This is a genomic window from Rhodanobacter fulvus Jip2 (genome assembly GCF_000264315.1).
GTDB lineage: Bacteria > Pseudomonadota > Gammaproteobacteria > Xanthomonadales > Rhodanobacteraceae > Rhodanobacter > Rhodanobacter fulvus.
Genome location: NZ_AJXU01000031.1, coordinates 122,914 through 148,845, shown reverse-complemented (window position 1 = coordinate 148,845; position 25,932 = coordinate 122,914). Strand labels below are relative to the sequence as shown.

Sequence of the window (25,932 nt, the reverse complement as noted above, 5' to 3'; positions counted from 1 at the left end):
GAATCGGGAATCGGGAATCGCAAGGGCAAGGGCAAGGGCAAGGGCACGGGCACGGGCACGGGCGTCACGCACAGGCTGCGCTTGTGCCGGGCTGGCCGTCACGATGCATCGGCTATCCTTGCGCCTTTGCCGAACCGGCCCGCCCGCATGCCCTCCCGACTCCCCGAACCCAGCGCCGACGAGCGCGCGCACTCCGACGATCTGCTGCAGCTGCTGCGCGGGATGATCGCCTCGCACGGGCCGCTGCCGTTCTCGCAATACATGGAGCGCTGCCTGTACGCGCCGGGGCTGGGCTATTACAGCGCCGGCCGCACCAAGTTCGGCGCCGCCGGTGACTTCGTCACCGCGCCCGAACTGGGGTCGCTGTTTGCGCGTTGCGTGGTCCACGCGCTGCAGCCCACGCTGGTTTCGCTGGGCGAGGAGGCGGATTTCCTGGAGTTGGGCGGCGGCAGCGGCGCGTTTGCCGAAGCGGCCCTGCTGGCGTTCGCGGACAGCGGCACGCTGCCGCGGCACTACCTGATCCTGGAGCCCAGCGCGGACCTGCGCCAGCGCCAGCGCGAACGCTTGGCTGCCAGCCTGCCGGCGGAGCTCAATGCCCGCGTGCGCTGGCTGGATCGTCCGCCCGAGCAGGACTGGCGTGGCGTGCTGTTCGCCAACGAGGTGATCGACGCGCTGCCGGCCACCCGTTTCACGTTGCGCGACGGTGAGGTGTACGAGGAATACGTGGCGCTCGATGGCGAAGGCCGTCTGCTGCGTGTCGATCGGCCCGCAGATGCGCTGGTGAGCGGCGCCGTGCGCCATGTCGAGCGCGATATCGGCAGCGAGTTCGCCGCCGGCTACCGGTCGGAGATCCTGCCGCAGCTGCCGTACTGGATCCAGGCCGTCGCCGGTTCGCTGGTGGCCGGGCTGATGCTGTTCATCGACTACGGCTACGTGCGCCGCGAGTTCTACTTGCCCGAGCGCGACGACGGCACGCTGATGGCGCACTACCGCCACCACGCGCACAACGATCCGCTATACCTGCCGGGCCTGAACGACCTCACCGCCTCGGTCGATTTCACCGCGCTGGCCGAGGCCGGCAACAGCGCCGGTTTTGCCGTGGCCGCCTATCTGCCGCAGGCGCAGTTCCTGATCGGCGCCGGCCTGCAGGCCATCTTCGAGCGCGAACAGGCGCAGGCGGTGGACGAACACGCGCGCTACCGACTGGCGCAGCAGGTGAAGACCTTGATGCTGCCCGACCAGATGGGCGAGCGCTTCCAGGCGATGCTGCTGGCGCGCGGGCTCGACGTGCTGGCCTTGCCTGCCGAGCTGATGGCGTCCGACCAGGGTGGGCGGCTTTGATCGATGCGATGGACGTCCAGACGTCCGCACGGTTGCGCTGGCATCGGGCCTGGGTGGCGCTGGGCGGCGCGATCATGCTGTTCGTGATGTGGATGGCGCTCACGCCGGACCCGAGCATTGCCTTGACGTTCACTTACGGCGACAAGCTGCTGCATGCCAGTACGTTCTGCGGCCTGATGGGCTGGTGGGGCAATGTCTACCGCGGTCGCCGCGCCTGGGTGGGGATCGCGCTGGGCTGCCTCGCGTTCGGTGTGTTCATCGAATTCGCGCAGTGGCTGGATCCGCCGCGCGATGCCAGCACCTGGGATGTGCTGGCGGACGGTATCGGCATTCTCGTGGCGCTGTTGCTGCTGCGCACGCCACTGGCCCGCGTGCTGGCGGGCATCGAGGCAAGGTTCGTGCGCGTCGGTTGATCCGGTCGCCGCGACCGTGGCCGGTGCGGCCGCCGGTTTCAGGGCGCCAGCGTGCAGTCCGTGCGCAGCTTCAGCGGCGTGGCGATATCGCGCCAGTCGAAAGCGGCCACCGCGTGGTCGTTGTGCGCCACGTAGAAAGCGCCGGCCGGGAAACGCGCCGTCGCCCGCTGGTCCAGCCACACGCCATCGGTGTTGCTGGCTTCGGCGGGGCGCAGCGCGCCGAGGTAATCGAAACTGACGCGGTCGAATACCAGGTAGCGCTGGTCGGTGACGGACTGGTCCGAGCCGATCCAGTAACCGCTGCCGTCGGTGCAGGCGTACAGCGCGATGCCTTCGGCCTGATGGCGGTAGATGCCGTTGCCGACGTCGCGGCCGCGGTAGTTGCCCTTGAGGTCGAACAGCTTCAGGCGTGAGCCGGCGGCTTCGTATTCCTCGGCGACCAGCAGGTTGTCGTGGACCGGATCGCCCCAGATGGATTCAACGACATGCAGGCGGCCGGCGCCATCCGCCTCGCCGAACGCACCGATTTGCTGCGCGTCCAGCGATTTGCCCGCACCGACACGGAAGCGCAGCACGCGCTTGTGCGCATCGGCTTCGCTGGTGTCCTCGGCCATCCAGTCGTCGGTGACGTCCACGTCGTAGCCGCCGTCGACGGCGCGGATCCACAGGCCATAGGGTTTCTTCAGCACGTCCGCGCCGAAACTGCCCAGCGGTTTGCCATCGGGCAGGGCGAACACCTGCACGCGGTGGTTGTCGCGCTCGACCACGAACAGGCGGTCGTCGATCACCGCGATGCCGTTCGGCCGGCTCAACTGGCCCGCGCCGCTGCCCGGGCTGCCGATGCTGCCGATTGGCTTGCCGGTTTCGGCGTCGTAAACGCGCACGGCGTCGGTGTGCTTGGCGGTGGCGTACAGGCGCGCGCTGCCGTCCGGCGCATGCCAGGTGGCCACGGAGTCGATGTTGTCCGCTTCGGCCGAGGCGGTAATGAAGGCCTCCTTGACGACGGGGCTGGCGGCGGCCGCGGCACTGGCTGTGGCGGTGCTGGCGGGCGCGGGCGCCGGCGTGGCGTTGTGGTCCGCACCGCAGGCGCCCAGGGCGAGCAGGGCCGACAGCAGCGGCAGGGATTTGAGCAGCGGTTGATGGGTCATCAGAAACTGGCCTCCACGCCAAGGTTGTACACGCGACCGTATTTTTCGTATTGCAGCAAGCCACCGGAGCCGTAGCGCGCCGCGTACGGGCGGTCGGTCAGGTTGACCACCTCGGCATAGGCGCGCCAGCCCTTGGCGATGCGCCACTTGGCCGACAGATCGACCTGCAGGTGGCCTTGTTCGTAGATGTCCTGGGCGGGGTCGGCCGGATCGTCCATGGCGATCAGGCGCTTGCCCAGCCAGGCGTTGGACAGGCGCAGGGTCAGCGGCCCGCGTTCGTAGCCCAGCACCAGGTTGGCCAGCAGTTTCGATTGGTTCGGCAGCGGGATGCTGCCTTCGCGCAGGCCCAGCGTGGCCTTGCTGTGCGACAGCGTGGCGTTGGTGTTGAGCAGGAAACCGTTCTCGAATTTCCGCGTCCACGAGAGCTCGAGGCCGTAGAGTTTCGCGCTGTCGCCGTTGACCACCGTCTCGGCCTTGTCGTAGTCGGCGTAGGCGCCCCGCCCGGCGAGGTCCACGTTCACCACGTAGTTGCGGATGTGCTTGTAGAACACGCCCGCGGTCAGCGCGCCCAGGCCGCTGGGGTAGTACTCCCAGGCCAGGTCGATGTTGTCGGAGCGGTACGGATCGAGCAGTGGGTTGCCGGTGGAGATCTCGCGGTGTTCGACGTTGCCGTCGTCGTCGCGCTCGACGCTGAGTTCGCTGCCCGGCGAGAGGTCGCCGAAATTGGCGCGCGCCACGCTGCGGGTCACCGCCGCGCGCAGCAGTGACTGCGGGCTGAGGTCGTAGCGCAGGTTCAACTGCGGAAGCACGTCGGTGTAGCGCTTGCGCGCGGAGACCGGCAGGAACTGCACCTCGTCGGAGACGTCGTCGGCCAGGATGCGCACGCCGTGCGCGGTGAAGTCGGTGCGCTCGACGCGGGCGCCGCCGACCCAGTGCCAGTTGCCGGTTTCATAACCGCCCATCAGGTAGCCGGCGTCGATGTTCTCGCGCATGTCGAAATCACCGCCGCGGGAATCGGCTTCGGTGTCTTCCTGGTTGAGCACCGAACCGGGCAGGCCCGCGCCGACATAGTCGCGAACGGGGCCGGCGGCGATGCCGGGGCCGAAGTCGCCGAAGCCCCAGTCGACGCCCGGGCGCACAAAGCCGGTCAGCGGCAGGTCGTCGTCGCCGTCGTATTCCCAGGTGTAGGTATCCGGGTTGGTGTCCTTGCTGCGACGACGCAGCTTGCCGCCGAACTTGATGAAGGCGCTGCCGCTGGACAGGTCGAGCTCGCGGCGCAGGTCGAGCCGGGCCGAGCGTTCGACGTCGGTGGTCTGGCTGTCGTCGATGGTCAGCTTGTCGAACGTATAGGTGTCCGGGTCGGCAAAGGTGTCCGCATCCAGCGGATAAGCGGTGGGCCGCGTGCCCAGCGGGTTGCGGATGCCGATGTCCTGCTTGCCCTGGAATTCGGCCTCGATGTGACCCTTTTCGGCCTCGTCGGCCTTGGACCAGGCCAGTTCGTAGTCGATCGTCCACGGGTCGATCATGGTCTGGCCGCCCAGCGCATACGACTGGATGCGCTGCGTTTCCACGCGCAGCTTCACCTGCTTGTCGATGCGGCCCCCGCTGAACGTGCCGCCTTCCGCATCGAGCGTGGCCACGTCGCCCTTGTCGAAACGATATTGGCTCTGCTGGCGATCCTCGTTGTCGCGGAAATCGCTGAACAAGGTGTGCAGGTACACGCTGGTGCTGTCGCTGACGATCCAGTCGATGTTGGCGGTGGCCGCCTTGCGGTCGCGCTCCACTTCGTAGCGGCGCTGGCTGAGCCGTTCCGGGATGCGGTACTCGCTGCCATCGGGGGCTTCGCGCCGCACGAAGCCGTCCTTGGTTTCCTCGCCATCGGTGCCGAGGTAGCGCTTCTGCCAGGAGCCGCCGATGGCGAGGCCGAGGTTGTTGTCGCCGCCGGCATCGAAGGTGTCGGAGAAGCTGAAGCCGCCCTTGGGGCTCCAGCGCGAGCGCGACGTGTTGTAGCCGCCTTCGAGCTTGCCGCTGCCGTGCATGCCGTTGCCGTTGCCGCGGTCGAACGCGGACAGCGTCTTGACGTTGATCGAGGCGCCGATGCCGTCGCCATCCATGTCTGGCGTCAGCGTCTTGTTGACCTCGATGCCGGAGATCAGCTCGGACGGGATCACGTCCAGCGCCACCTGGCGCGCGTCCTTCTCGGCCGACGGCACGCGCACGCCGCCGATGCTGACCGCATTGAGGTTGGGGTCGATGCCGCGCACCACGATGAAGCGGCCTTCGCCCTGGTCGCGCGCGATCGACACGCCGGGCAGGCGCTGCACCGCTTCGGTGACGTTCTGGTCGGGGAACTGGCCGATGCCATCGGCCGACACCACGTTGCGGAAGTTGTCCGCGTTGCGCTGCTGGTTGATCGCCGACGCCTGGCCGGCGGCGTAGCCGATCACCAGCACGTTATCCATCGTCCGCACGTCGGCGCCGATCGGGATGGTGATGTTGGCCGGCTCGGTGCCGACGGTGACCGTGCGGCGCACTTCCGGCGCACCGACATAGTCGACCGCCAGCGTGTACGTGCCTGGTGCCAGCGCGTCCAGATGAAAGCGGCCGTCGGCGTCGGTGGCGATGCTGCGGCCCAGCTCGACCACGCGCACGCGGGCGCCCTGGAAGCCGTGGCTGCCGGTGCTGTCGGTGACGCGGCCGTTCAGTTCAGGCGCGGGATCGGCCAATGCGAGCGAGGGCGCAAGCGCCACGCCCAGCGAAAGCCACAGCGACGCACGCCGCAGGCGTCCGATGATGGATGAAGACATGGATGGCGTTCCCCTGAGGCGCGAATGACATCCGCGCAGCTTGGGGAGGCGGCGTTACGTATCGCGGACACGGGCGTGACAACGCTGTCTCACGCGCGTCATGCCGCGGACATGCCCGCCCGCCGGTGAGGCGTTTACGGCGCGCTTGTACTGCTGGCCGTTGCGGGGGCCACCGGAGCCGGCGGCGGCAACGGTTGCACCGGCGTGGCATCGTCCGGCCGGCGCACCAGCTTGCCGCGCTTGAACAGGTCGCTGGCGACCTGGTAGTAGGCGATCGTCTGGGCGATCTGCTCCTCGTTCTGCGGCGTGATCGCGGTGCCGTCGCCGGTGATGTAGTCCGGCTTCATCTGCTCCAGCTTGCGGCCGGGTTCCAGCACGGTGAGCACATCGTTGTGCAGATAGCCCAGCTTTTCGTAGGTGGCCGGGAACGCGCGCTCGCGGCCGGGTTCCAGCTGGAACACGTCGTAGCCGAAGAAGCGCGAGCGGTAGCTGAAGTCGAGCAGGCCCAGCAGCGTGGGCGCGATGTCGATCTGGCTGGTCAGCCGCTCGACCCGCTGCGGCTTGATGTGTGCCGGCGCGTAGATCCACAGCGGGATGTGGTAGCGGTTGATCGGCACGCTGGTCTTGCCCGCGCTGGAGGCGCAGTGGTCGGCGGTGATCACGAACACGGTATCGGCGAAATAGGGTTTTTCGCGGGCGCGCCGGATGAAGTCGCCGATCGACCAGTCGGTGTACGCCACCGCGCCGGCGCGGGTGTGCTCGGCCTGCTTCACCCGGCCTTCCGGAAAGGTGTACGGCCGGTGGTTGGAGGTGGTCATGATGTGCAGGAAGAAGGGCTTTCCCGCCGCGTGGATCTGGTCCATCTGGCCCAGCGCCAGCGTGTACAGATCCTCGTCCGCCACGCCCCACACGTTCTCGCTGTGGATCGTGGCGCTTTTCGGGATGTCGCGACGGTCGACCGTGCGGTAGCCGTTGCTGCCGAAGAACTGGTTCATGTTGTCGAATTCACCGTAGCCGCCGTAGACGAAGTCCGACTGGTAGCCGCGGTCGTTGAAGATGTCCGCCAGCGAGAACAGGTTTTCGTTGTTCTTCTCCTTCAGCAGCGAGTCGCCGGGCGTGGGCGGCACCGACAGCGACAACGCTTCCAGCCCGCGCACGGTGCGCGTGCCGTTGGCGTAGAGGTTGTCGAAGAACAGGCTCTGGTCGACCAGCGCATCGAGGTACGGCGTGATGCCTTCCTTGTTGCCGAACGTGCCCAGGTAATCGCCGGACAGGCTTTCCACGCTGATCAGCACCACGTTGAGGTGCTGCTCCGGCCCGGCATGGCGGATCGCGCGGGTGAGGTCGCGCGGATCGTCGCTGACGTAGGTGGCGTTGGGCGTCTTCAGCATCGCGCGCACGCGGCGGAATGCCTCGTCCTCCGGCAGGGTGCGGTAGAACTTCGCGTAGTCGAGATGGCTGCTGCGGAACGCGTTGAAGAACTGGTAGATGCCGTTGCCGGCCAGTTCGTTGACGTAGTTGTCGCCGGTGCGGTCCTTCATGCCGCCGTTCACCGCGGCGACCGAGATGATGGTCAGCACCAGCCACAACAGCGCCACCTTGCCGCGCTGCCAGAAGCGGCTGCCGTCATCGCGCGCACGCAGGCCGCGCCGGCTGATCGCAAACAGCACCAGCGCGCCGACCACCAGCAGGGCCAGCCAGCGGCCGATCGGGTACGACTCGCGGATATTGCCGATCACCTCGGTGGTGTAGACCAGATAGTCCACCGCGATGAAATTGAAGCGCACGCTGAACTCGTTCCAGAACACCAGCTCGGATGCCGCCACGAACAGCAGCCCGTAAAGCAGCAGCAGGGCGAAGCCGTACAGCACCCACTGGCCGGCGCGCGAGGTATAGGTGAACGCGGTCAGTGGCAGCACGAACAGGAACGGCAGGATCGCCGGCCAGGTGGTCCTCAAGCTGGCGTGGTACATCCGGTGCAGCAGCACGAGGCAGAGGGCGCAGGTCAGCGCCAGCGCGGCGGCGCACAGCAGCCAGCGCCACAGCCCGCGCATGCGCCCGGTCCGCGTCGGCACCAGCCACAGGAACAGCACCATCGGCCAGGCCACGTAGATGAAGGTGATCAGGTCGTAGCCCAGCCCAACGCCGAAGGCGTACAGCAGGTTGCCCGGCGTGTGCGGCACTTCCGCGCCGGACATCACCAGCAACACCACCCGGGTGACGAACGCGATCGCCAGGAAGACGATGCCCAGCCACAGCAGCGGGCGGAAGCGCTGGCGCAACGTTGAAGAGGGCGGGTAGGTGCGCGACACGGGCAGCTCCAGCAAGCGTGGGGTCGATCGGCGGCCCGGGTGGGCGCTCAGCGTGGCGGCTTTATAGCGCGATCAGCTTGCTGGAAGCTTAGTTTTCACTGTGGCGATGGCATCGATGCGCGCCCGCTCCATCGCCGCGCCGATCGCCGGCCCGGCCAGGCCTTGCGCCACGAAGGTGGAAGCATTGACGGCGGCGGCCGCGGCGCAGGCTTCGCGCAGGTAATCCGCCTGCGGGTAGGCGTCGCCCTCGTGGCCAAGGCGGCCACGCTTGTCCGCCATGCAGGCGGCCAGGAAAACGTCCAGCCGGGCCGGGCGCCGCAACGCATCCAGCGAGGCCAGCAGTTTGGCCACGGTGGCCGGTTTCAGCTCGAACGCGCGATGCGCGTTGAGATGCTCGCGGCATACCGCCTCGGCCAGCGCCGCATGTTCGGTGGGCACTTTCAGCCGCGCCGCCAGCTGGCGCAGCGGGGCCACCCCGCGGTGTTCGTGGCCGATATGGCGTGGCAGCGCATCGGCCGGCGTCAGCGCCTTGCCCAGGTCGTGGGTGAGCGCGCAGAAGCCGACCAGATCGTTGCGCGGTGCCAGCTTCGCGGCGGCATCCAGCACCATTTCCACGTGCACGCCGGTATCGATCTCCGGATGGAACTCGGCGCGCTGCGGCACGCCGTACAGCGCATCCACTTCGGGAAACAGCACGCGCAGAGCACCGGCTTCGCGCAACACGCGCAGGAAGGCCGAAGGCTGCGGCTCGGTCAGCGCCTTGCGCGTTTCCGCCCAGACACGTTCGGGCACCAGGTGATCGACCTCGCCATCGCGCACCATCTGCTGCATCAGCGCCATGGTTTCGGCGGCCACCGTAAAACCCAGCGGCGCGAAGCGGGCGGCGAAACGGGCCACGCGCAACACCCGCACCGGGTCTTCCACGAAGGCGGGCGACACGTGGCGCAGCACCCGCGCCTCGATGTCGCGCACGCCGTGGAACGGATCGGTCAGCGCGCCGTGTTCATCGCGGGCGATCGCGTTGATGGTGAGGTCGCGGCGCGCCAGATCCTGCTCCAGCGTCACCGTGGCATCGGCCTGGAACACGAAGCCGTGGTAGCCGCGGCCGGTCTTGCGTTCGGTACGCGCCAGCGCGTATTCCTCGCCCGTGTCCGGATGCAGGAACACGGGAAAATCCTTGCCCACCGGCCGGTAACCCAGCGCCAGCAGGTCGTCCGGCATGGCGCCGACCACCACGTGGTCGTGGTCCACCACCGGGCGGTCCAGCAAGGCATCGCGGACGGCGCCGCCAACGAGATAGATACGCATGCCGCGATCTTGCCACGCGCCGGGCATGCGCACCGTCATGACGGTCAGCGGGCAGCGTAGATGAAGCCGTCGTCGCTGCCGAAATACACGCTGCTCTCGTGCACCGCGGGCGACGAGTAGATCGTGCCTTCGGTGGAGACGTAGCCCAGCAGCTTGCCGGTGGGCCGGTCCAGCGCCACCAGCTCCCCATCGCACAAGCCCACGTACACGGCCTTGCCCACTACCACCGGCGAGGAGAACACGCGCCCGCGGGCATCGAACGACCATTGCTGCTTGCCGCTGGCCGCGTCGATCGCCAGCACGGTATGCGCGTCGGAGGTGCCCACGTAGACCATGCCGTCGGCCACCGCGGGGCTGGAAATCACCCAGGAACCCTTGTTGTCGAACGCCCAGCGTTTGGCGCCGGTGTGGGCATCGAGTGCATAGAGAAAGCCGTCGCGACTGCCGAAATACACCGTGTCGCCGGCCACGGCGGGTGACGATTGCACCTCGCCCAGCGGGAACTGCGCGTTGCCCGCGGTCTTGAAGGTCCAGCGCGGTTTGCCGCTGCGGGCGTCCAGCGCGTAGAGCCTGCCATCCATGCTGCCGGCGTAGACCACGCCATTGGCCAGCGCCGGCGTGGCGCGCACGCGGGCCTGGGTCTGGAACGACCACAGCGGCTTGCCGTCCGCCGCGGCGAGTGCGTACACGCGGCCATCGGCGCTGCCCACGTAGACCACGCCATCGGCGACGATGGGCGAGGATTGATAAAGATCCCAGCCCATGTACGGCGGCGGCAGCGGCTTGCCGGTGCGGAAAGTCCAGCGCGGCTTTCCACTGGCGGCGTCGATGCCGTAGACCGTGCCGTCGCCCGCGGCAACGTATACCGAGGTGGCGTCGGTGGCCGGCGACGAGGCGAGTTCGCCGTCGGTTTGGAGCGCCCACTTCGCCTTGCCATCGCCCGCGCCCAGCGCATACAGGTTGCCGTCGTGGCTGCCGACGTAGACGGTGTCGTGTGCCACCGCCGGGCTGGAGCGGTTCAGTCGACCGGTTTGGAATCGCCACGTCGGCGCGATGAGGCCGGGCGCGTCGGCGTTCAGCAGTGCATCGCGCCAGCCGCTGGTGGCGCACACCCCGCTGCGCTCGGGAACACAGCCGAACATGCCCGCCCGCGCCGCCGGCGCGCACAGCACGCCGCCCCACGCCACGACCATGAACATCACCGTTCGCATCCAGCCACTCGACGACATTCGCAACTCCCCTTCAGGTGATCCCCGACAGAAGGCCTGCCGGGGAAAAAGCGCACGCCATGCGTGCAGCGGTATCGTCAGCGTCGCAGCGAACGTGCCGCGGACAGGCGCCGCTGGCGCGCGGGCTCCTGCAACAGCCGTGGCAGCCAGGGGGCGAACGCCTGTGGCGTGATGCCCAGCATCGCATAGCCGTCGGTCTTGCCCACCGAATCGGTGCGCAGCGAGCGGAAGTTGTCCAGCGAGAAGGGCTTGCCCGGCAGCAGTTCGGCCAGTTGCGCCTGCAGCCGGCCGAGGCTGTCGGGCAGCGCGAGGATAGGCGTGCGGCGCCCGCTGGCGTCACGGATCAGTCGCACGATCTCGCCCAGCGAAAACACATCCGGGCCGTAAAGCTCGAAGCAGCGCTGGCGACCGAGCGCCGGGTTGTCGACGCAGCGGGCGATCGCAGTGGCCACATCGCCCACCCAGGTCGGCGCCAGCCGCGACTTGGCACGCGCCAGCGGCAGCGCCGGCAATTGGCGCAGCAGCCCGGCAAAACGGCTGACCAGCCCGTCGCCCTCGCCGAACATCACGCTGGGCTGGTACAGCGTCCAGTCCAGGCCGGACTGGCGCACGCGCGCCTCCATCTGGCCGCGCGACTTCAGGTAGTTGGACAGGCCCTGGCCGGCCTTCAGTGCGCTCATCTGGTGCAGCCGGGTCACGCCGTTGGCGCGGCAGGCCTCGATCACCTTCTCGACCAGTTCCACGTGCACGTGCTCGAAGCTGTGGATGCCGCGCGGGTTGAGGATGCCAACCAGGTTGATCACGGCATCGGCCCCGGCCAGTTCGCGCTGCAGGACAGCCGGATCGTGCGCGTCGGCGCTGCGTACCTGCACCCCGGGCAGCACGCCGAGCTCGCGATGTTGCTCGCGGTTGCGGCTCAGCACCACGACGCGATGGCCGTCGGCGGCCAGTCGCGGCACCAGGTGACGGCCGACGAAACCGGTGCCGCCGAGCACGACGAGTTGTTGGGCGGGCATGCTCAACGCCCGTCGGCCGCGCTGACGACCGACGTTGCCGCCGCCGGGGCCGCGCTGGACGGGCAGCTGACGGCCTTGCGTGCGGCGTTCGCCGCGGCTGTCGCATACGGTTGGCCGATGGTGCTGAGGCGGGTCGTCAGCGGAATCACGGTGCCGTTGAGGCGCCAGTCGTAGATCACGCTGAACGCCATCACGCGGGCCACGTATTCGCGGGTTTCCTTGAACGGCATGCTGGCGATGAAGACGTCCGGCGCCAGCGTGCCGCGCGCCGCCAGCCACTGGTCGACGCGGTTGGGGCCGGCGTTGTATCCGGCGCTGGCCAGCCATGGCGAGCCGTCGAAGCGCGAGGCCATGTGGGCGAGATAACGCGTGCCCAGCGCGATGTTGGTGACCGGGTCGTAGAGGGTGTCGCCGCCGCCCCAAGTCATGCCGTTGCGCCGTGCCACCAGCGCGCCGGTGCTGGGCAACAGCTGCATCAGGCCGCGGGCGTCGGCGCCGGAGCGGGCGTCGCTCATCCAGGCGCTTTCCGCGCGCAGGATGCCGTAGGCCCACGCTGGATCGATCCCGGCCGCTTCGGCCTGGGGCACCAGGCCATCCTGGCTGGCCAGCGGGAAACGCAGGTCGTACAGGCGCAACGCGTCGCCGCTGCTGAAGGCGAACACGGCGCGGTCGTACCAGCCGCGCTGGTTGGCAAGCGCGGCGGCAACCCGCACGGTGGCCTGGTCGGCGCCTTGCAGGGCGCGGTTCCATTCGCGCCGCGCCGGTTTCGGCAGGTCGACCGCGAACAGCTCCAGCGCGCGTTGCAACCCGGGCAGCGCCAGCAGCGAGGCCTGCCGCGCGGGGTCGTCGGCCAGCGTCAGCGGGCAGATGGCGTACGGCTGGCCCAGCTCGTCGGCGGCCAGGAAACCGAAGAAGGTCGCTTCGTCCGCCAGCGTCTTGAACTGATTTTTCGCCTCGGCGGCATGGCCTTGTGCGGCCAGGGCGCGGCCATGGAAATAGCGCCATTCGCCGTCCTGGCGCAGCGCTGCCGGCATCGCCTCGATCGCCGCGATCACCGCCGGCCAGTTCTGTCGCGCCAGCGCCACGCGGGCGCGCCACTCGAAGGTGGCGTCGGTTTGCGCGGTGGGCGGCAGGGCGATCAGCCGCGCCAGCGCGCGGTCGTCGAAATCGGTGGCATGGAACAGGGCCAGCGTGGCGAGGATGTGGTTGCGCTGCGCCTCGCTGAACGGGAAGCGGCCCTGCAGCGTCTGCCAGCCCGCGTCCGCGCTGGTGGACTGGCGTCGCGCCAGCCGCGTCAGGGCCAGCGTCGCGGCCCGGGTGTTGCGCTCGCTGCTGGTCCAGCTGGATGCGGCCGCCACGGCGGCGGCCGGGTCGCGCCAGGCCTGCGCCAGGTGCAGCGCGGTGGGCTGATCGGCGGCAGGCAGCCAGGACGCCAGGCTGGCGACGGTGCCGGCCTTGCCGGCTTCGGCGGCGCGATCGATCCGGTCCCACAAGCGCGCCGTGGTCAGCAGGCCCTGGTCGTGCGCGGCGCTCAGCACCGGATCGCAGGCGCCGGGCAGGTCGGGCTTGGCCCACAACGCGGCCAGGTCACGCTGGAAATCGAGCGTGCCGCCGCCGGCCAGGCTGGCCTGCAGCGCGTCGCAGGCCAGCGTGTCGCCCAGGCCGGGCTGGTACAGCGCGGTAAAGCCGGCCCAGTCGTTGCGTCGCGCCAGCTCGCGCAGGAAATCGCGGCGCAGGTCGGCGGCGGGGATGAGGTCGGGGTAGCTCGCCAGGTAATCCTCGACCGCGGCGCGATCGATCAGGCGGATGTCGTGTTCCAGCGCCGCGGCCGGCAGGTACGGGTACAGCGGGTAGTCGTGCAGGCCGGCCGCCAGCGTGCGCCAGCCGGGATCACCCTGATTGGCGGCGGCGTAGGCCTGCTTGAACGCGATGCGCTGGGCATCGATGGAAGCCGCGGCCTGCGCCTGCGGCACGGCCAGCAGCGCGCCGGCCGCCGCCAGCAACCCGCAGATAAAGCGCCGTGGCGCTGCACTCAAAAACATGGAAGCTCCTCTTTGGCCGATCCCCAGTGTAGTGGATGCGTCCCGTACCTCCGCCGTGAAGGCCGCGGCGCCGGCGCTGCTAAACTGGCGCGCTCCCGCGCTCCAACCCACCAAGGATCGGCATGCCGTCCCCATCGTTGCCCCGCTACCCGCAGGTGTTCGTCTGGCTGGGTTTGTTGCTCGCCGCGTTGGCGGTCGGCTTGGGCTGGTGGGTTGAAGGGCGGCCGGTGGCGTTGCCGGATGCGCCGTCGGCGCGGATTTCCTGCGTCTCCTACGCACCGTTCCGCGAAGCGGGGGAAACCCCGCTCGATCCCCATGCCTTCATCAGCCCGCAGCGGATCGATGCCGATCTGCAGGTGTTGTCGCAACGCTTCGACTGCGTGCGCACGTACTCGCAGGGACAGGGTCTGAGCGCAGTGCCGCGGATCGCCGCGCGCCACGGCATGAAAGTGCTGATGGGCATCTGGCTGGGTGCCGATCCGAAGGCCAATGCGGAACAGGTGCGCCTGGGCATCGCCGCGGCCAGGGAAACACCGCAGGCCCTGCGGGGCGTGGTCGTGGGCAATGAAGTCCTGCTGCGCGGCGAGCTGTCGGCGACGGCGCTGGCCGGCTACGTGCGCCAGGTGCGCGACGCGGTGGACGCACCGGTGACCTACGCCGACGTGTGGGAGTTCTGGCTGCGCTACCCGCAACTGGCCGCATCGGTGGACTACATCACCATCCACATCCTGCCGTATTGGGAAGACAAGCCGGTGGCGCCGGAGCGCGCGGTGCAACACGTGGCCGAGGTCTACGCCCGGGTGCAGCAGGCGTTTCCCGGGCGGCGCGTGATGATCGGCGAAACCGGCTGGCCCAGCGCGGGCCGGCCGCGCCAGCGGGCCGCCGCCAGCGTGATCAACGAGGCGCGCTACCTGCGCGAGTTCCTGCGCTACGCGGCGAAGGTGAACCTGCCGTACAACGTGATCGAGGCGTTCGACCAACCCTGGAAGCGGGCGCAGGAAGGCACCGTCGGCGGTTACTGGGGCATCTTCGACGCGCAGGCGAAAGCCAAATTCCCGATGCAGGGACCGGTGGTGGAAGAGCCTCGCTGGTGGATCGGCGAAGCCACCGCGGGCGCCGGCGCGCTGCTGTTCGTGCTGGTCGGTGGCTGGCGGCGGCGTTGGCGCGGACGACTGGCGCTGATGCTGGCCGGCTGGGCCAGTGGCGGCGCGCTGGCGTGGCAGGCGCGGCAAATGGCCTACGCCTGTCGCGACGCCTGGGAATGGAGCGTCTCGACCTTCGCCTGCCTTTGCGCGCTGGGCACCGCGCTGTGGCTGGCGCGCTGGATCGCGGCGCGGCTGGATGGCGAACAGCGGGCGCAACTGCCGATGCTGCCGGTGCGCTTCGGCTGGCTGTTTGTGCTGGCTTTCTACGGCTTGCTGCTGGTGTTCGATGGCCGCTATCGCGATTTTCCGCTGGGGCTGTTCGCGCTGCCTTGCGTGGGTTTTGCGCTGGCCGCGTGGCTGGGCCCGCGCGCGACATCGGCGCCGTTGCTGGAGGCGCGATTCCTGGCCGTCGCCCTGCTGCTGCTGGGCACTATCGTGCTGGTGCAGGAGCGTGGCCTGAATCCGGCCAGCTGGTTATGGCTGGGGCTGAACCTGCTGCTGGCCGTGCCGGTGCTGCTCGGCTGGTGGCGCATTGCGCGGCGGCGTGGCCTGCCAGCGCAGCAGGCGTAGGCAGCCGATCAGCAGGGCCAGCGCGCCCGCTTCGAAGCAATAGAGTTCAAGCGCAAACACGCCCAGCGCCGCGGCCAGCCACGCCAGCCATGCGCTTCGGCGCAGCAGCGCCGCGGCGGCGGCGATCAGTGCCGCGATGGCGTAGATGTCGTGCAGGAAACCCAGCACCAGCCCTTGCCGCACGGTGCACCACCACGGGCCGTCGGCGGCGCCGCACAGCTGGCCCATCGCACTGCTTTCGATCAGGCCGTAGCGCAGCACCGCGGCACCCACGCCCACCAGCGCCAGCAGCAGCCAGGGCAGGGCGGTTCGCCACCGTCGTCCGGCGCTGGCCGTCATTCGCGGTGACCGTTGGCGACGCTGCCGACGTTGGCCGGCAAGCGGATTTCCGCCGCCAGCGGCAGATGGTCGGAGAACGCCTGTGGCAGCGCCCAGACCTTGTCCAGCACGATGCCGGGCGAGGTGATGATGTGATCCAGCGCCCGCCGCGGTTTCCAGCTGGGAAACGTGGGTGTGGCCTGCGCGGGCGGCTGCAGGCTGCATTTGGCGAACAGCCGCGCCATCTCGGTGCTGCCCGGCTCGGTGTTGAGGTCGCCCATCAGCACCGCGTGCGGAAAATCCTGCAGCAGCTCGGCGATGAAGCCCAGTTGCTGCGCGCGGGCCGCGGCGCTGAGCGACAGGTGCGCGATCATCACCGCCAGCGCATTGGGGCCCTCACCGAATTGCGCCAGCAGCGCGCCGCGGCCGGGGATGCGGCTGGGCAGCGGGTAATCCAGCACGGCGTGCGGCTCCATCCGGCTGATCAGGCCATTGGCCGAATGCGCCAGCCGCGCCATCGGCCGGTTGGGCTGGTGGCTCCAGAACGGCATGCCGGCGGTTTCCGCGAGGTAGCGCGTCTGGTTGAGAAAACCCGAACGCAGGCTGCCGGCGTCGGCTTCCTGCAGGCCGATCACGTCGAACTGCGGCAGCACCTCGGCCAGCCGGTCCAAGTTGTCCATCTTGCTGCGTCCGGGCAGCACGGCGCTGAGGCTGCGGGTGACGTACTCGCGATAACGCTGCACGCTGCCGCCCGCCAGGATGTTGCAACTGAGCAGGCGCAAGCGGCGTTCATTGCCGCTGGCGGGGCTGCTGGTGGTGGGTACGGCGCGGTTCATCGCATCACATCGTTGGAAAGGAGGCAGTCGGCGGGCCGATGTAATGCCAAGCATGGATCAGCAAACGTGAACGCGCGTGCCGGCCGATGCCGGGCCTATTTCCTGGCGGCCAGCTCGCGCTTGGCCAGCCACAGCGCCACATCGGCCATTTCTTCCTGCGTCTTCACGCCGGTGATGCGGTATTTGCCGTCGACCACGATGGTGGGCGTGCTGTCGACCTGCCATTGGCGGATCAGGTCCAGGTCGCTTTTCATCGCGGCCGTGGCCGCGTCGGAGTTGGCGATGCGCAGGAATTCGGCACGATCCACGCCCTGGCGCGCGTAGAAATCAGCCAGATCGTCCAGCGAGTTGATCGGATAGTTCTGCTTGAACTTCGCATCGAACAGCGCCTGGTGCGTGCGTTCAACCACGCCTAACTGCTTGGCGGCATAGTAGGCGCGCGCATACGGCAGCCATTCCGCGCTGAACGGCGCGGGCAACAGCTTGAATGTCACGCCGGCGGGCAATTCCTTGCGCAGCTTGTCGGCCATGGGCGCGAAGTGGGCGCAGTGCACGCAGCCGTAGGAGAAGATCTCCACCACCTCGACCTTGCCGTCATCGCTGAGCCGCTGGTTCGGCGCGGGCAAGGTGACGTATTCCGAGCCCTCGGTATAGGGCGCAGGCTTGGCCGGGCCGGGCTGCGCGGTGCAGGCGGCGGTAAGCATGAGGCCGGTGGCCAGGGTCAACACGCGCAAGCGGGAAAATGTCTTCATGTGACCTCTCGATATGGGTGGCTTCGCGACCCGCCTCAAGTGCCGGGCGCGACTTACTTGCCGGCGGCTTCCTTTGCCACCAGCCAGCGGGTCAACTCGACCGTTTGCGCATAGCCGCCGGCGCTGCCAACGGTGTAGCGGTACTTGCCGTTGACCACCATGCTGGGCGTCTGTTCAATGCCCAGCGCTTTCACACGCTCATCGGCGCGCTTCATTTTCAGGTTGGTGGCGAACGAGGCGGCCACCGCCTCGAATTCCTTCGGGTCCACGCCGAACGGTGCGTAGACCTTGGCCGCATCGGCGATCGTGGGCAGCGCGCTGGCGGGCTTGAGGCCGGTGCCGGCGGGATTCATCGCGCTCAGCGCGCGGGTCTTCCACACCGCGTCGTACATGGCGTCGTTGCCCTTTTCAGCCACGCCCAGCGCCTGCGCGGTGAAGTACGCGCGCTGCAGCATCACCCAGTTTTCCGGCGGGTTGAACGAGGCCGGCAGGTAGGTCATCACCGCGTTGGCGGGCAGGCTGGCGGCGATCTGGTTGGCGGTGGCGTGGAACGCGTTGCAGGCGGGGCAGCCGTAGGAAAACACCTCGGTGACCTCGACCTTGCCCGGCTGGCTGGTGGGCTGCGCCGGTTCGATCAGGAAGTAGTTCTTGCCTTCGACCCACTTGCCGTCGTCAACGAACGGCGTGGCATTGCTGGCGACCGTGGCGGCCGGCGCCGGTTCGACGGCGCTTTCCGGCGCCGGCGCGGTGCTGGCCATGGCCGGAGCCATGATGGTGGTGGCGGTCGCCGCCGGCGCTGGCGCCACGCTGGCCGGGGCTGCCGGTGCGGGAGCGGTGGCCGCTGCCACGGGGGCGGCGGTCGGTGCGCTGGTGGTGTCGCTGGAATTGCTGCAGGCCGCGAGGGCAAGCAGGGCGGCACAAAGAAGCGGCAGACGTTTCAACATGGATCACCTCGACGGGTGTGGCGCAGCGGGAGCAAACGCCAGAGTGGGGCCCAAACCGAAAGCGCCGGCACAGGGCCGGCGCACGGGGAATCAGGGTTGGGTGGTCGATTCGGTGTCGGCGCTGTGCAGCCCTTCGATGTAGCTGGCCAGCGCGGCGATGTCCTTGGCGTCGAGCTTGGCGGCGATCGACGGCATGATCTTGCCGCGGACATCGTCATTCCAGGTGGTGCCGTCGTGCCAGGACTTAAGCGTGGCTTCCACATACTGCGCATGCTGGCCAGCGAGGTGCGGATACATCGCGCCGGGGTTGCCGCTGCCGTCGATCGAGTGGCACGCCATGCAGGCCGGGATGCCGCGGCTGGAATCGCCCTGGCGGTACAGCGTCTCGCCCTGCTCGACCAGCGCCTGATCGGCCACGCCGGGCAGCGGCTTCTGGGTGGCGAAGTAGGCGCCAAGATCATGCATGTCCTGCTCGGAGAGCGGCGCGGCCATGCCCATCATGATCGGATTCTGGCGCTTGCCCGTTTTGAAATCGATCAACTGGCGCGCGATGTACTGCTCGCTCTGGCCCGCCAGCTTCGGGTACTGCGCATCGGCGGAGTTGCCATCCATGCCGTGGCAGGCGCCGCATACGGCGGCCTTGGCTTGACCGGCGGTGGCGTCGCCCGGCTTCACTGCGGCGGGCGCGGCAGCCACGGCCGGCGCAGCAGCGGCGGCCGGTTGGGCCGCCGTGGTGGCGGCAGCCGGCTGGGCATCCTGCGCCATGGTCGTGCCGGACAGCACCAAGGCAAGGGCTACGGCGGCCCCGAGAACAGCTGGCCGAAAACCGGCGGACCGAAAACTCATACAATTGACTCCCGAGAGACTGCAGACACTGCCGTTGATTGCGCCCATAGGCCCGCGATCGGCAGAAACCGCAGAATTATCCCTGTGCCACCGTACCTTGGTCAAACCATCCCCATGTCGAATCCCTCAGAGCCTGCTCGTGATGTCCAGACGCCCCGCGCCGGGAGCTGTTTGCGCGCAGGCCAAGAAAGAGTGAGGAAGTGGACGTCCGTCCACGACCGAGCGATGACGCCGGCCTGCGCGCAAACAGACCCGGCCCGGAGGGTTGCCGTCGAGTGGCCGTCAGGCGGCAGCGCGCGGCTTGACCTGACGGCCAGTCAGGCGCTGCGCCGCGCACTGCCACCTGGCAGCCACTCGACGACAACGCGGGGCATCTGGACATCATGAGCAGACTCTTGCAGGGCGCGCAGTTCGTGCTCGCCGCCCATCGCATCAGCCAGTTGCCTGCCGACCAGGGCGCCGAGGTGGCATTCGCCGGCCGCTCCAACGCCGGCAAGTCCAGCGCGCTGAATGCGTTGACCAATCACAAGGGGCTGGCGCGCACCTCCAAGACACCCGGGCGCACCCAGCAGATGGTGGCCTTCAGCCTGCCGCCGCCGGTACAGGTCGACGGCCAACCGCCGCTGGATGTACGCCTGATCGACCTGCCCGGCTACGGCTACGCCAAGGTGCCGATGGAGATGCGCGATCACTGGAAGCTGGAGATCGACGCCTACCTGCACCAGCGCCGCAGCCTGCGCGGGCTGGTGCTGATCGTGGACATCCGCCATCCGCTGAAGGAGTTCGACCGGATGATGCTGGAGTTCTGCTTCGCCACCCAGTTGCCCTGCCACGTGCTGCTGACCAAGGCCGACAAGCTGTCGCGCGGCGCCGCCACGCAGGCGCTGGCTGCCCTGCGCAAGGGCTTCGCCAGCAACAGCCCGCACGCCACCGCGCAGATCTTTTCCTCGTCCGCCGGCACCGGCGTGGACGAGGCGCGCGAGGCGGTGATGACCCTGCTGCGCACGCCGCGCGAAGGTGCGCATCCGAACCACGAACGCTGACGCCTGCGCACGCCATGGCCAAGCTCTATTTCTATTACTCGGCAATGAATGCCGGCAAGACCACCACGCTGCTGCAGAGTGCGTACAACTATCGCGAGCGCGGCATGCGCACGCTGATCCTGAAACCGGATGTGGATACCCGAGGGCACGACGCGCCCTCATCCGGCCCTGCGGGCCACCTTCTCCCGCGAGCGGGAGAAGGGAAGTTGGCTGAGGATGTCACCGTGGCATCGCGGATCGGCCTGAAGGCGCATGCGCACCGCTTCGGCGGCGATGAAAACCTGCTGGCCCTGGTGCAGGCCGATATCGCGGCGCACGGCCCGCTGCACTGCGTGTTTGTCGACGAGGCGCAGTTCCTGGCCAAGGCGCAGGTGTGGCAGCTCAGCGACGTGGTCGACCAGTTGCGCATCCCGGTGCTGGCGTACGGCCTGCGCACCGATTTTCGCGGCGAGCCGTTCGAGGGCAGCCTGTACCTGCTGGCCTGGGCCGACGAGCTGCAGGAGATCAAGACCATCTGCCACACCGGCAGCAAGGCCACCATGGTGGTGCGCGTGGACGAGCTCGGCCGCGCCGTCACCGATGGCCCGCAGGTTGAGATCGGCGGCAACGAGCGCTATGTCTCGGTGAGCCGCGCCGAGTTCAAGAAGATCAGCCAGGGCGACGGCTCCATCGAACTGCAGCAGCCCGTGTTGCCGCTGGGTGAGCCGCGATGACAGTGCCGGGCTCACCCGCTGGCGACAATGCTGCCGTTACCTTGACCGACCGCCCACCGTTTTCGCGCATTCCAAGGAATCCCGCATGACCGAGACAAGCCCCGCCTGGCCGCGCCCGTACTGGACTCCGGGCGACGAGAAAGCCGTGCTGGTGTTCTACGTGTTCGGCAAGTTCGACGCGGAGCTGGTGATCCCGTCGATGCGCTACCAGAGCCCGGGCCTGCCCCAGGGCATCGAGATCCAGCGCTTCCAGAACGCGGTGCTGCGCCAGTGGGACGGCTACCCGCTGCAGAGCGCGCTGGGCGAAATCCTGCACACCGAGAATCCCGAGGTCGCCCAGCAGGCGCGCATCGCGCCCGAGGTGCTGGTGGTGCGCGGCGAGATCGACGACCGCAACAGCCTCGACTACCTGCACGACACGCTGGGCGTGCTGGCCGGCTTGCTCGACGTCGGCGGCACCTCGATCCTCGACCCGCAGATCCTCAGCCTGTTCAGCGCCGACCAGTGGCGCCAGCGCTACCTGGTGCCGGGTGGTGCGCCGCCGCGCAATCACGTGCTGATCCTGTGCAACGCCGATGAAACGCCCGACCGCTCCTGGGTACGCACCCGCGGCATGCGCAAGTTCGGCCGCCCCGACCTCAGCGTGCGCAACGTGCCCGAAAGCGAGCTGGACCGCGCCGGCAGCATGTGCGAGCGGCTGATGGAGTTCCTGTCGATGGGCGGCCACTTCCGCGCCGGGCAGGAACTCGCCGTCGACGGCCTGTCCACCGACATGGTGGCCGAACCCGGCGGAAGCGCCGACGACCCGCAGTTCAACAACACCTACGTAGCTTTCCATTGGCCCGATTGAAGCCATGGATGTGCAGCAACCCACCCTGTGGGCGATGCTTTTGCGATTCCCGATTCCCGATTCCCGATTCCCGATTCCCGATTCACCGCTGGCAACGCGGGCACCAGAACGTGGAGCGCTGCCCCAGCGTCACCTGGCGGATCGCCGTACCGCAGACGTGGCACGGTTCGCCGGTGCGGCCATAAACATTGAGCTCGCGAAAGAAATAACCCGGCGCGCCGTCCGGACTGATGAAGTCGCGCAAGGTGGTGCCGCCGCGTTCGATCGCCCACGCCAGGATGCGTTTCACCTCGGCGGCCAGCCGTCCGTAGCGGGCGCGCGACACCGTGCCGGCTGCGCGGCGCGGGTCGATGCCGGCGGCGAACAGCGCCTCGCTGGCGTAGATGTTGCCCACGCCCACCACGATCGCGTTGTCCATCAGGAACAGCTTTACCGCCGCTTTGCGCCCGCGTGAGCGGCGCCACAGCAGGTCGCCGTCGAAGTCATCGGTCAGCGGTTCGGGGCCGAGGCCGGCAAGCAGTTCGTGGGTTTCGCCCGGCGCCTGCCACAGCAGGCAGCCGAAGCGGCGTGGATCGGTGAAACGCAGGATGCGCGGCGCCTGCGCGGGCGTGCGTTCCAGCGCGATATCCACGTGATCGTGCTTGCCCACCGGCGCGTCCGGCGGCAGCACGCGCAGCACGCCGCTCATGCCCAGGTGCAGCAACGCGCTGCCCGCCTCGGTGTGCAGCAGCAGATACTTCGCGCGCCGTTCCACCGCCTCGATGCGCTGGCCGGGCAGCACGGTGGTGATCTGCGGCGGGATCGGCCAGCGCAAGTCGGGCCGGCGCAGGGTGACGCCCAGCACGCGGCGGCCGATCAGGTACGGCGCGATACCGCGGCGGGTGGTTTCGACTTCGGGGAGTTCGGGCACGGAGGTTCCGCGGTCAGTGCAGATCGGTGACGTGGCCGGTGGGCGGCCGCGGCGTGTAGTGCGCGGGAACCAGCGCAATGCGCTCACCCACGCGGACACAGCGCTGCGGACCGGTGACCGAGGTTTCGCCGAATTCGATGCGCTGGCCGTTCAAGGTAAGCACGGCGGCGGGCGGCACCAGGCCGATCTTTGCGGGCTGGAAATCGCTGGCCGGCCGCCAGCTCAGCACGTTGGCGGCGGCGGTATCGGCCAGCTCGGCGAGGCGTCCGTCATCGGTGCGGCGGGGCGTGCCATCCACGATCCACCAGTGGCCGTCGCGCTTTTCGTAGTGCACCGCTGGCGCGCCCGAAATGGCCAGTGCGATGCGATCGACCGAGGCCGGGTCCAGCGCCAGCAAGCTGCCGGGTGCGGCCTGCGCGTCGCGCTGCCATTGCCATCCCGCCGCGGCCAGCAGTGCGACCACCGCGGCCAGCAGGGTAAGGCGACGGCGGCTGGCGCGCGTCATCAGCGCCGCCGCCGACGCCACACGATGGTGCCGCCGATCAGCAGCAACAGCAGCGGCAGCACGACCAGGAAGCCCACGCTGATCGCGTTGAGCCCGCCTTGCGAGATCTGCACCAGCCGGTCCGGTGCGCCGCGCGGCGGCAGGTCGACCAGCTTGTCGTCGCCCAGCAGCCAGTCGAACACACGCTCGCCCAGCGCGCGGTTGCCACCGTTGCCCAGGAACGTGTTGGAGAGGAAATCGCCGTCGCCGATCACCACCGCGCGCTGCTCGCTCTTGTCCGGACTGGGCGAAAGCCGGCTCAACGCCAGCCCGAAATCCAGCGGCCCCTTCAACTCGCCAGCGGCCGCATCGAAGCGGATATCCGACGTGGCATCGTTGGCGATCGGCTGGAACTCGGTCCAGCTTTGCGGGCCCGAGCGCAGGAACGGCGCCACCGCCCAGTCGCGCTGGCTGACCTGCGCCAGCGCCGACGCCTGCGGAAACAGCGTGGTGAAGGTGAAGCCGTGGGTGATCGCCTGCGCCGGGTAGTCGCCGCGCGTGATGATGCGCGGATCGTGCAGGCCCAGGGCGGCGCCGGAACCGTCGACCAGCACGCCGGGCAGCACGTGGACGCCCAGCGCGCTGGCCAGCGGATCGAGGCCCAGCGTGTCGTTCGCCGGCTCGGTCAGCCACAACAGGTTGCCGCCGCGCTGCACGTAATCGACCAGGGCCTGCGCCGCGCCGGGCGGCAGCGCCACCGTGGGGCTGGCCAGCACCACCAGGTCGGTGTGCTCGGGCACCGCGCTGACCTGGCTGAAATTCAGCGGCACCGCGCGCATGCCGCGGCTTTCCAGCTGCGCCATGAAGGTGCCCATGTCGGCGTTCGCCTTGCCGTCGGCGCGCCGCTCGCCGTCGCCGGTGACGAAGGCCACCATGCGGTCGCTGCCGCGGATCAGGCGTTCCAGCGCGTTGGTGAGGCTGCGCTCGGAGAGTTCGTCCAGCCGCTGCTCGCGCTGGCCGTAGCGGATGATCAGCGCGCCATCCACGGTGATGCCCAGCTTGCGCATCGCGGCCGGGTCCTGCTGCGGATCGACGAAGCGCAGCCGCAGGTCGGGTTTCACCGCCTGGTAGCGCTGCAGGAAGCCGGCCACGGTCTGGCGCAGGTCGCTTTGCGGGCTGGCGTAGCTGGTGATTTCCACCGGGCCATCCAGCCTTGCCAGTACCGCGCGGCTTTGCGCCGACAGGCTGGTGCGGCCACCCGCGGTCCAGTCCGAGACGTGGGCGAAACGCGTGCTGAGAAAACCCAGCGCAGCGGCGGCCAGCAGCAACATCACGGCGAACAACCAGCCGTCCAGACGTCTGAACAGTGCGCGCATCAGCCGCGCTCCCGCTCGTTGTCGAGCCGTCGCGACGCCAGTGCCAGCGTCACCACGATCAGCAGCGCAAACCAGGCCAGGTCGGTAGTGGAAACCAGCCCGCGCAGCAGCGGTTGCTCATGCGTACTCATCGCCAGCCAGTTCAGTACGCCGCCGTTGATGCCGGCCATCTGTGCGCCCACGTTCACGCTCCACAGCGCCAGCGCGAGGATCAGCGCGGCCGCGGCGGCGATCGCCGGATGCGAGGCGAAGGCGGAGCAGGCCACACCCAACGCCGCCAGCGCGGCCAGCATCAGCGCCAGGCCCAGCGTCGCGGCCGCCAGCTTGCCCCCGTCCAGATCGGTGGCGTGCGCCAAGGCCAGCGGCATCGCCAGCGTCAACGCCAGCCACGACAGCAGCCAGCCCAGCAGCGCCAGGTATTTGCCCAGCACGATGCGTGAGGCGGGCAGGCCCGCGGCAAACAGCAGGGGCAGGGTGCCGTTGCGGCGCTCGCCGGCGATCACTGACATGCCCAGCAACGGCACCACCAGGAAGGACAGCTGCGCCAGCTGGCCCAGCAGCGGCACCGCAACCAGATCGGTGAAACCCGGCCCGTCCGGCGAGGCGGCACGCTGCACCTGCCCGGCCAGGAAACCGCCCAGCAACAGGGTGAAATTCCACGCCAGCCAGGCCAGCGTCAGCGCCGCCAGCACCCAGGCCAGCGGGCGCACCAGCATGCGTCGCCATTCCAGCCGTGCCACCGCGAACGTACCCGCCACGACGCCGCTCATGCGGCGCGCGCCGCGGCGTCGCCGTGCATCGCGATCTCGAAGAACGTGCGTTCCAGCGCCTGGTGATCGTCCGCCTGCACCGGGCCGTCATGGCGCAGGCAGCCGTCGTGCAGGATCGCCACGCGATCGCAGACGGCGGTGACTTCGGCCAGCAGGTGGGTGGACAGGATCACCGCCGTGCCGGCTGCGGCCTGTTCGCGGATCAGCCCGCGCAAGGCCACGGCCTGCACCGGATCGAGCGCGTTGGCCGGCTCGTCCAGCACCAGCAGCCCGGGCCGGTGAAGCAGGGCGCAGGCCAGCCCCAACCGCTGGCGCTGGCCCTGCGACAGCACGCCGGCCAGGCGGCGGGCCAGCGGCTGCAGGTCGAGGCGGTCCAGCACGCGTTCGCGGGCGGCACGCAAGGTGCCGCCTTTCAGGCCGCGCAGTCGCCCGTGCGCGTCGAGATGCTCGCTGACGCTGAGTTCCGCCCACACCGGCGCGCGTTCGGGCAGCCAGCCGATGCGGCTGCGGGCCAGTTCCGGGTGTTCCAGGAAATCCTCGCCACACAACCGGATGCCGCCGCTGTCGGGCCGCAGGGCGCCGGCGATCATCGACAAGGTGGTCGATTTGCCCGCCCCGTTGACGCCCAGCAAGCCCAGCACCTGACCGGCGTGCAGCGACAGGTCGAGGTCCCGTACGGCGTGCCGGCCGGCGCGGCGGCGGCTGAGTCGGTCCAGTTGCAGGACGACCGGCGGCGAGGAGGGGATGATCGTGGTCATT

The 25,932-nt window shown here is 69.0% G+C and carries 23 protein-coding genes; 6 read left to right on the top strand and 17 right to left on the bottom strand.

Features of this window, described 5'->3' with window-relative positions:
• The first annotated feature begins 147 nt into the window (after positions 1 to 147).
• The gene (locus tag UU9_RS08730) at positions 148 to 1,341 is read left to right on the top strand and encodes a class I SAM-dependent methyltransferase (RefSeq protein ID WP_040670599.1); all 1,194 of its coding nucleotides are present in this window, start codon (positions 148 to 150) and stop codon (positions 1,339 to 1,341) included.
• A gap of 8 nt (positions 1,342 to 1,349) precedes the next feature.
• Complete coding sequence (locus UU9_RS08725; protein ID WP_007081379.1) at positions 1,350 to 1,754, top strand: VanZ family protein; 405 nt, start codon at positions 1,350 to 1,352, stop codon at positions 1,752 to 1,754.
• Between the two features lie 38 nt (positions 1,755 to 1,792).
• Here UU9_RS08725 and UU9_RS08720 read toward each other — a convergent pair whose 3' ends face one another.
• The 7 genes from UU9_RS08720 to UU9_RS08690 all read right to left on the bottom strand — a co-directional run bounded on the left by UU9_RS08720 (position 1,793) and on the right by UU9_RS08690 (position 13,616).
• The gene (locus UU9_RS08720) at positions 1,793 to 2,902 is read right to left on the bottom strand and encodes an NHL repeat-containing protein (protein WP_007081378.1); all 1,110 of its coding nucleotides are present in this window, start codon (positions 2,900 to 2,902) and stop codon (positions 1,793 to 1,795) included.
• Positions 2,902 to 5,709 carry a TonB-dependent receptor gene (locus UU9_RS08715; RefSeq protein WP_007081377.1) on the bottom strand — a complete coding sequence of 936 codons (2,808 nt, stop codon included), beginning with the start codon at positions 5,707 to 5,709 and terminating at the stop codon, positions 2,902 to 2,904. Before UU9_RS08715 ends, UU9_RS08720 begins: the two co-directional genes overlap by 1 nt.
• Positions 5,710 to 5,843: 134 nt before the next feature.
• On the bottom strand, positions 5,844 to 8,021 hold the full coding sequence (locus UU9_RS08710; protein WP_040670637.1) for an LTA synthase family protein: 2,178 nt from the start codon (positions 8,019 to 8,021) through the stop codon (positions 5,844 to 5,846).
• A gap of 72 nt (positions 8,022 to 8,093) precedes the next feature.
• Positions 8,094 to 9,329, bottom strand: coding sequence for a multifunctional CCA addition/repair protein (locus tag UU9_RS08705; RefSeq protein ID WP_040670636.1), 1,236 nt, complete (start codon positions 9,327 to 9,329; stop codon positions 8,094 to 8,096).
• Between the two features lie 44 nt (positions 9,330 to 9,373).
• Positions 9,374 to 10,528: a beta-alanine-activating enzyme beta-propeller domain-containing protein gene (locus UU9_RS08700; protein ID WP_050982420.1), complete on the bottom strand. Its 1,155-nt coding sequence runs from the start codon at positions 10,526 to 10,528 to the stop codon at positions 9,374 to 9,376.
• Positions 10,529 to 10,635: 107 nt separating this feature from the next.
• Complete coding sequence (locus UU9_RS08695; protein WP_007081373.1) at positions 10,636 to 11,574, bottom strand: complex I NDUFA9 subunit family protein; 939 nt, start codon at positions 11,572 to 11,574, stop codon at positions 10,636 to 10,638.
• A 2-nt stretch (positions 11,575 to 11,576) separates the two neighbouring features.
• The gene (locus tag UU9_RS08690) at positions 11,577 to 13,616 is read right to left on the bottom strand and encodes a transglycosylase SLT domain-containing protein (RefSeq protein WP_007081372.1); all 2,040 of its coding nucleotides are present in this window, start codon (positions 13,614 to 13,616) and stop codon (positions 11,577 to 11,579) included.
• A gap of 122 nt (positions 13,617 to 13,738) precedes the next feature.
• On the opposite strand from UU9_RS08690, the gene UU9_RS08685 reads away from it, so the two are divergent.
• The gene (locus UU9_RS08685) at positions 13,739 to 15,331 is read left to right on the top strand and encodes a glycoside hydrolase family 17 protein (protein WP_007081371.1); all 1,593 of its coding nucleotides are present in this window, start codon (positions 13,739 to 13,741) and stop codon (positions 15,329 to 15,331) included.
• Here the strand turns inward: UU9_RS08685 and UU9_RS08680 are convergent.
• From UU9_RS08680 to UU9_RS08660, 5 genes are all read right to left on the bottom strand, one after another.
• Positions 15,236 to 15,670, bottom strand: coding sequence for a hypothetical protein (locus tag UU9_RS08680; RefSeq protein WP_040670598.1), 435 nt, complete (start codon positions 15,668 to 15,670; stop codon positions 15,236 to 15,238). The two genes, UU9_RS08685 and UU9_RS08680, sit on opposite strands and share 96 nt — an antisense overlap.
• Positions 15,667 to 16,485, bottom strand: coding sequence for an endonuclease/exonuclease/phosphatase family protein (locus tag UU9_RS08675; RefSeq protein ID WP_007081369.1), 819 nt, complete (start codon positions 16,483 to 16,485; stop codon positions 15,667 to 15,669). Before UU9_RS08675 ends, UU9_RS08680 begins: the two co-directional genes overlap by 4 nt.
• A gap of 95 nt (positions 16,486 to 16,580) precedes the next feature.
• On the bottom strand, positions 16,581 to 17,237 hold the full coding sequence (locus UU9_RS08670) for a thiol:disulfide interchange protein DsbA/DsbL (RefSeq protein ID WP_007081368.1): 657 nt from the start codon (positions 17,235 to 17,237) through the stop codon (positions 16,581 to 16,583).
• 53 nt (positions 17,238 to 17,290) lie between these two features.
• Positions 17,291 to 18,181 carry a thiol:disulfide interchange protein DsbA/DsbL gene (locus UU9_RS08665; RefSeq protein ID WP_007081367.1) on the bottom strand — a complete coding sequence of 297 codons (891 nt, stop codon included), beginning with the start codon at positions 18,179 to 18,181 and terminating at the stop codon, positions 17,291 to 17,293.
• A gap of 90 nt (positions 18,182 to 18,271) precedes the next feature.
• Positions 18,272 to 19,027, bottom strand: coding sequence for a c-type cytochrome (locus UU9_RS08660; RefSeq protein WP_040670596.1), 756 nt, complete (start codon positions 19,025 to 19,027; stop codon positions 18,272 to 18,274).
• 383 nt (positions 19,028 to 19,410) lie between these two features.
• On the opposite strand from UU9_RS08660, the gene yihA reads away from it, so the two are divergent.
• The 3 genes from yihA to UU9_RS08645 all read left to right on the top strand — a co-directional run bounded on the left by yihA (position 19,411) and on the right by UU9_RS08645 (position 21,633).
• On the top strand, positions 19,411 to 20,070 hold the full coding sequence (yihA, locus tag UU9_RS08655; RefSeq protein WP_040670595.1) for a ribosome biogenesis GTP-binding protein YihA/YsxC: 660 nt from the start codon (positions 19,411 to 19,413) through the stop codon (positions 20,068 to 20,070).
• Positions 20,071 to 20,084: 14 nt separating this feature from the next.
• Positions 20,085 to 20,783, top strand: coding sequence for a thymidine kinase (locus UU9_RS08650; protein ID WP_007081364.1), 699 nt, complete (start codon positions 20,085 to 20,087; stop codon positions 20,781 to 20,783).
• A gap of 85 nt (positions 20,784 to 20,868) precedes the next feature.
• Positions 20,869 to 21,633 carry a hypothetical protein gene (locus tag UU9_RS08645; RefSeq protein WP_007081363.1) on the top strand — a complete coding sequence of 255 codons (765 nt, stop codon included), beginning with the start codon at positions 20,869 to 20,871 and terminating at the stop codon, positions 21,631 to 21,633.
• A gap of 82 nt (positions 21,634 to 21,715) precedes the next feature.
• On the opposite strand, the gene mutM is transcribed toward UU9_RS08645, so the two are convergent.
• The 5 genes from mutM to UU9_RS08620 are packed head-to-tail and all read right to left on the bottom strand — an operon-like array spanning position 21,716 to position 25,931.
• The gene (gene mutM / locus UU9_RS08640; protein ID WP_007081362.1) at positions 21,716 to 22,543 is read right to left on the bottom strand and encodes a bifunctional DNA-formamidopyrimidine glycosylase/DNA-(apurinic or apyrimidinic site) lyase; all 828 of its coding nucleotides are present in this window, start codon (positions 22,541 to 22,543) and stop codon (positions 21,716 to 21,718) included.
• A 13-nt stretch (positions 22,544 to 22,556) separates the two neighbouring features.
• Positions 22,557 to 23,048 carry a hypothetical protein gene (locus UU9_RS08635; RefSeq protein WP_040670634.1) on the bottom strand — a complete coding sequence of 164 codons (492 nt, stop codon included), beginning with the start codon at positions 23,046 to 23,048 and terminating at the stop codon, positions 22,557 to 22,559.
• Positions 23,048 to 24,403 (bottom strand): GldG family protein, encoded by a 1,356-nt coding sequence (locus UU9_RS08630; RefSeq protein WP_007081360.1) that lies wholly within the window; start codon positions 24,401 to 24,403, stop codon positions 23,048 to 23,050. Before UU9_RS08630 ends, UU9_RS08635 begins: the two co-directional genes overlap by 1 nt.
• Positions 24,403 to 25,173: an ABC transporter permease gene (locus UU9_RS08625; protein ID WP_007081359.1), complete on the bottom strand. Its 771-nt coding sequence runs from the start codon at positions 25,171 to 25,173 to the stop codon at positions 24,403 to 24,405. The genes UU9_RS08630 and UU9_RS08625 overlap by 1 nt, the downstream gene beginning before the upstream one ends.
• On the bottom strand, positions 25,170 to 25,931 hold the full coding sequence (locus UU9_RS08620; RefSeq protein WP_007081358.1) for an ABC transporter ATP-binding protein: 762 nt from the start codon (positions 25,929 to 25,931) through the stop codon (positions 25,170 to 25,172). The genes UU9_RS08625 and UU9_RS08620 overlap by 4 nt, the downstream gene beginning before the upstream one ends.
• Between the last annotated feature and the right edge of the window lies 1 nt (position 25,932).

Bases quoted from the DNA above. Each gene is read 5' to 3' on its own strand.
- UU9_RS08730 (WP_040670599.1), top strand. From the start codon at position 148: ATGCCCTCCCGACTCCCCGAACCCAGCGCCGACGAGCGCGCGCACTCC.
- UU9_RS08725 (WP_007081379.1), top strand. From the start codon at position 1,350: ATGGACGTCCAGACGTCCGCACGGTTGCGCTGGCATCGGGCCTGGGTG.
- UU9_RS08720 (WP_007081378.1), bottom strand. From the start codon at position 2,902: ATGACCCATCAACCGCTGCTCAAATCCCTGCCGCTGCTGTCGGCCCTG.
- UU9_RS08715 (WP_007081377.1), bottom strand. From the start codon at position 5,709: ATGTCTTCATCCATCATCGGACGCCTGCGGCGTGCGTCGCTGTGGCTT.
- UU9_RS08705 (WP_040670636.1), bottom strand. From the start codon at position 9,329: ATGCGTATCTATCTCGTTGGCGGCGCCGTCCGCGATGCCTTGCTGGAC.
- UU9_RS08700 (WP_050982420.1), bottom strand. From the start codon at position 10,528: ATGTTCATGGTCGTGGCGTGGGGCGGCGTGCTGTGCGCGCCGGCGGCG.
- UU9_RS08695 (WP_007081373.1), bottom strand. From the start codon at position 11,574: ATGCCCGCCCAACAACTCGTCGTGCTCGGCGGCACCGGTTTCGTCGGC.
- UU9_RS08690 (WP_007081372.1), bottom strand. From the start codon at position 13,616: ATGTTTTTGAGTGCAGCGCCACGGCGCTTTATCTGCGGGTTGCTGGCG.
- UU9_RS08685 (WP_007081371.1), top strand. From the start codon at position 13,739: ATGCCGTCCCCATCGTTGCCCCGCTACCCGCAGGTGTTCGTCTGGCTG.
- UU9_RS08680 (WP_040670598.1), bottom strand. From the start codon at position 15,670: ATGACGGCCAGCGCCGGACGACGGTGGCGAACCGCCCTGCCCTGGCTG.
- UU9_RS08675 (WP_007081369.1), bottom strand. From the start codon at position 16,485: ATGAACCGCGCCGTACCCACCACCAGCAGCCCCGCCAGCGGCAATGAA.
- UU9_RS08670 (WP_007081368.1), bottom strand. From the start codon at position 17,237: ATGAAGACATTTTCCCGCTTGCGCGTGTTGACCCTGGCCACCGGCCTC.
- UU9_RS08665 (WP_007081367.1), bottom strand. From the start codon at position 18,181: ATGTTGAAACGTCTGCCGCTTCTTTGTGCCGCCCTGCTTGCCCTCGCG.
- UU9_RS08660 (WP_040670596.1), bottom strand. From the start codon at position 19,027: ATGAGTTTTCGGTCCGCCGGTTTTCGGCCAGCTGTTCTCGGGGCCGCC.
- yihA (WP_040670595.1), top strand. From the start codon at position 19,411: ATGAGCAGACTCTTGCAGGGCGCGCAGTTCGTGCTCGCCGCCCATCGC.
- UU9_RS08650 (WP_007081364.1), top strand. From the start codon at position 20,085: ATGGCCAAGCTCTATTTCTATTACTCGGCAATGAATGCCGGCAAGACC.
- UU9_RS08645 (WP_007081363.1), top strand. From the start codon at position 20,869: ATGACCGAGACAAGCCCCGCCTGGCCGCGCCCGTACTGGACTCCGGGC.
- UU9_RS08635 (WP_040670634.1), bottom strand. From the start codon at position 23,048: ATGACGCGCGCCAGCCGCCGTCGCCTTACCCTGCTGGCCGCGGTGGTC.
- UU9_RS08630 (WP_007081360.1), bottom strand. From the start codon at position 24,403: ATGCGCGCACTGTTCAGACGTCTGGACGGCTGGTTGTTCGCCGTGATG.
- UU9_RS08625 (WP_007081359.1), bottom strand. From the start codon at position 25,173: ATGAGCGGCGTCGTGGCGGGTACGTTCGCGGTGGCACGGCTGGAATGG.
- UU9_RS08620 (WP_007081358.1), bottom strand. From the start codon at position 25,931: ATGACCACGATCATCCCCTCCTCGCCGCCGGTCGTCCTGCAACTGGAC.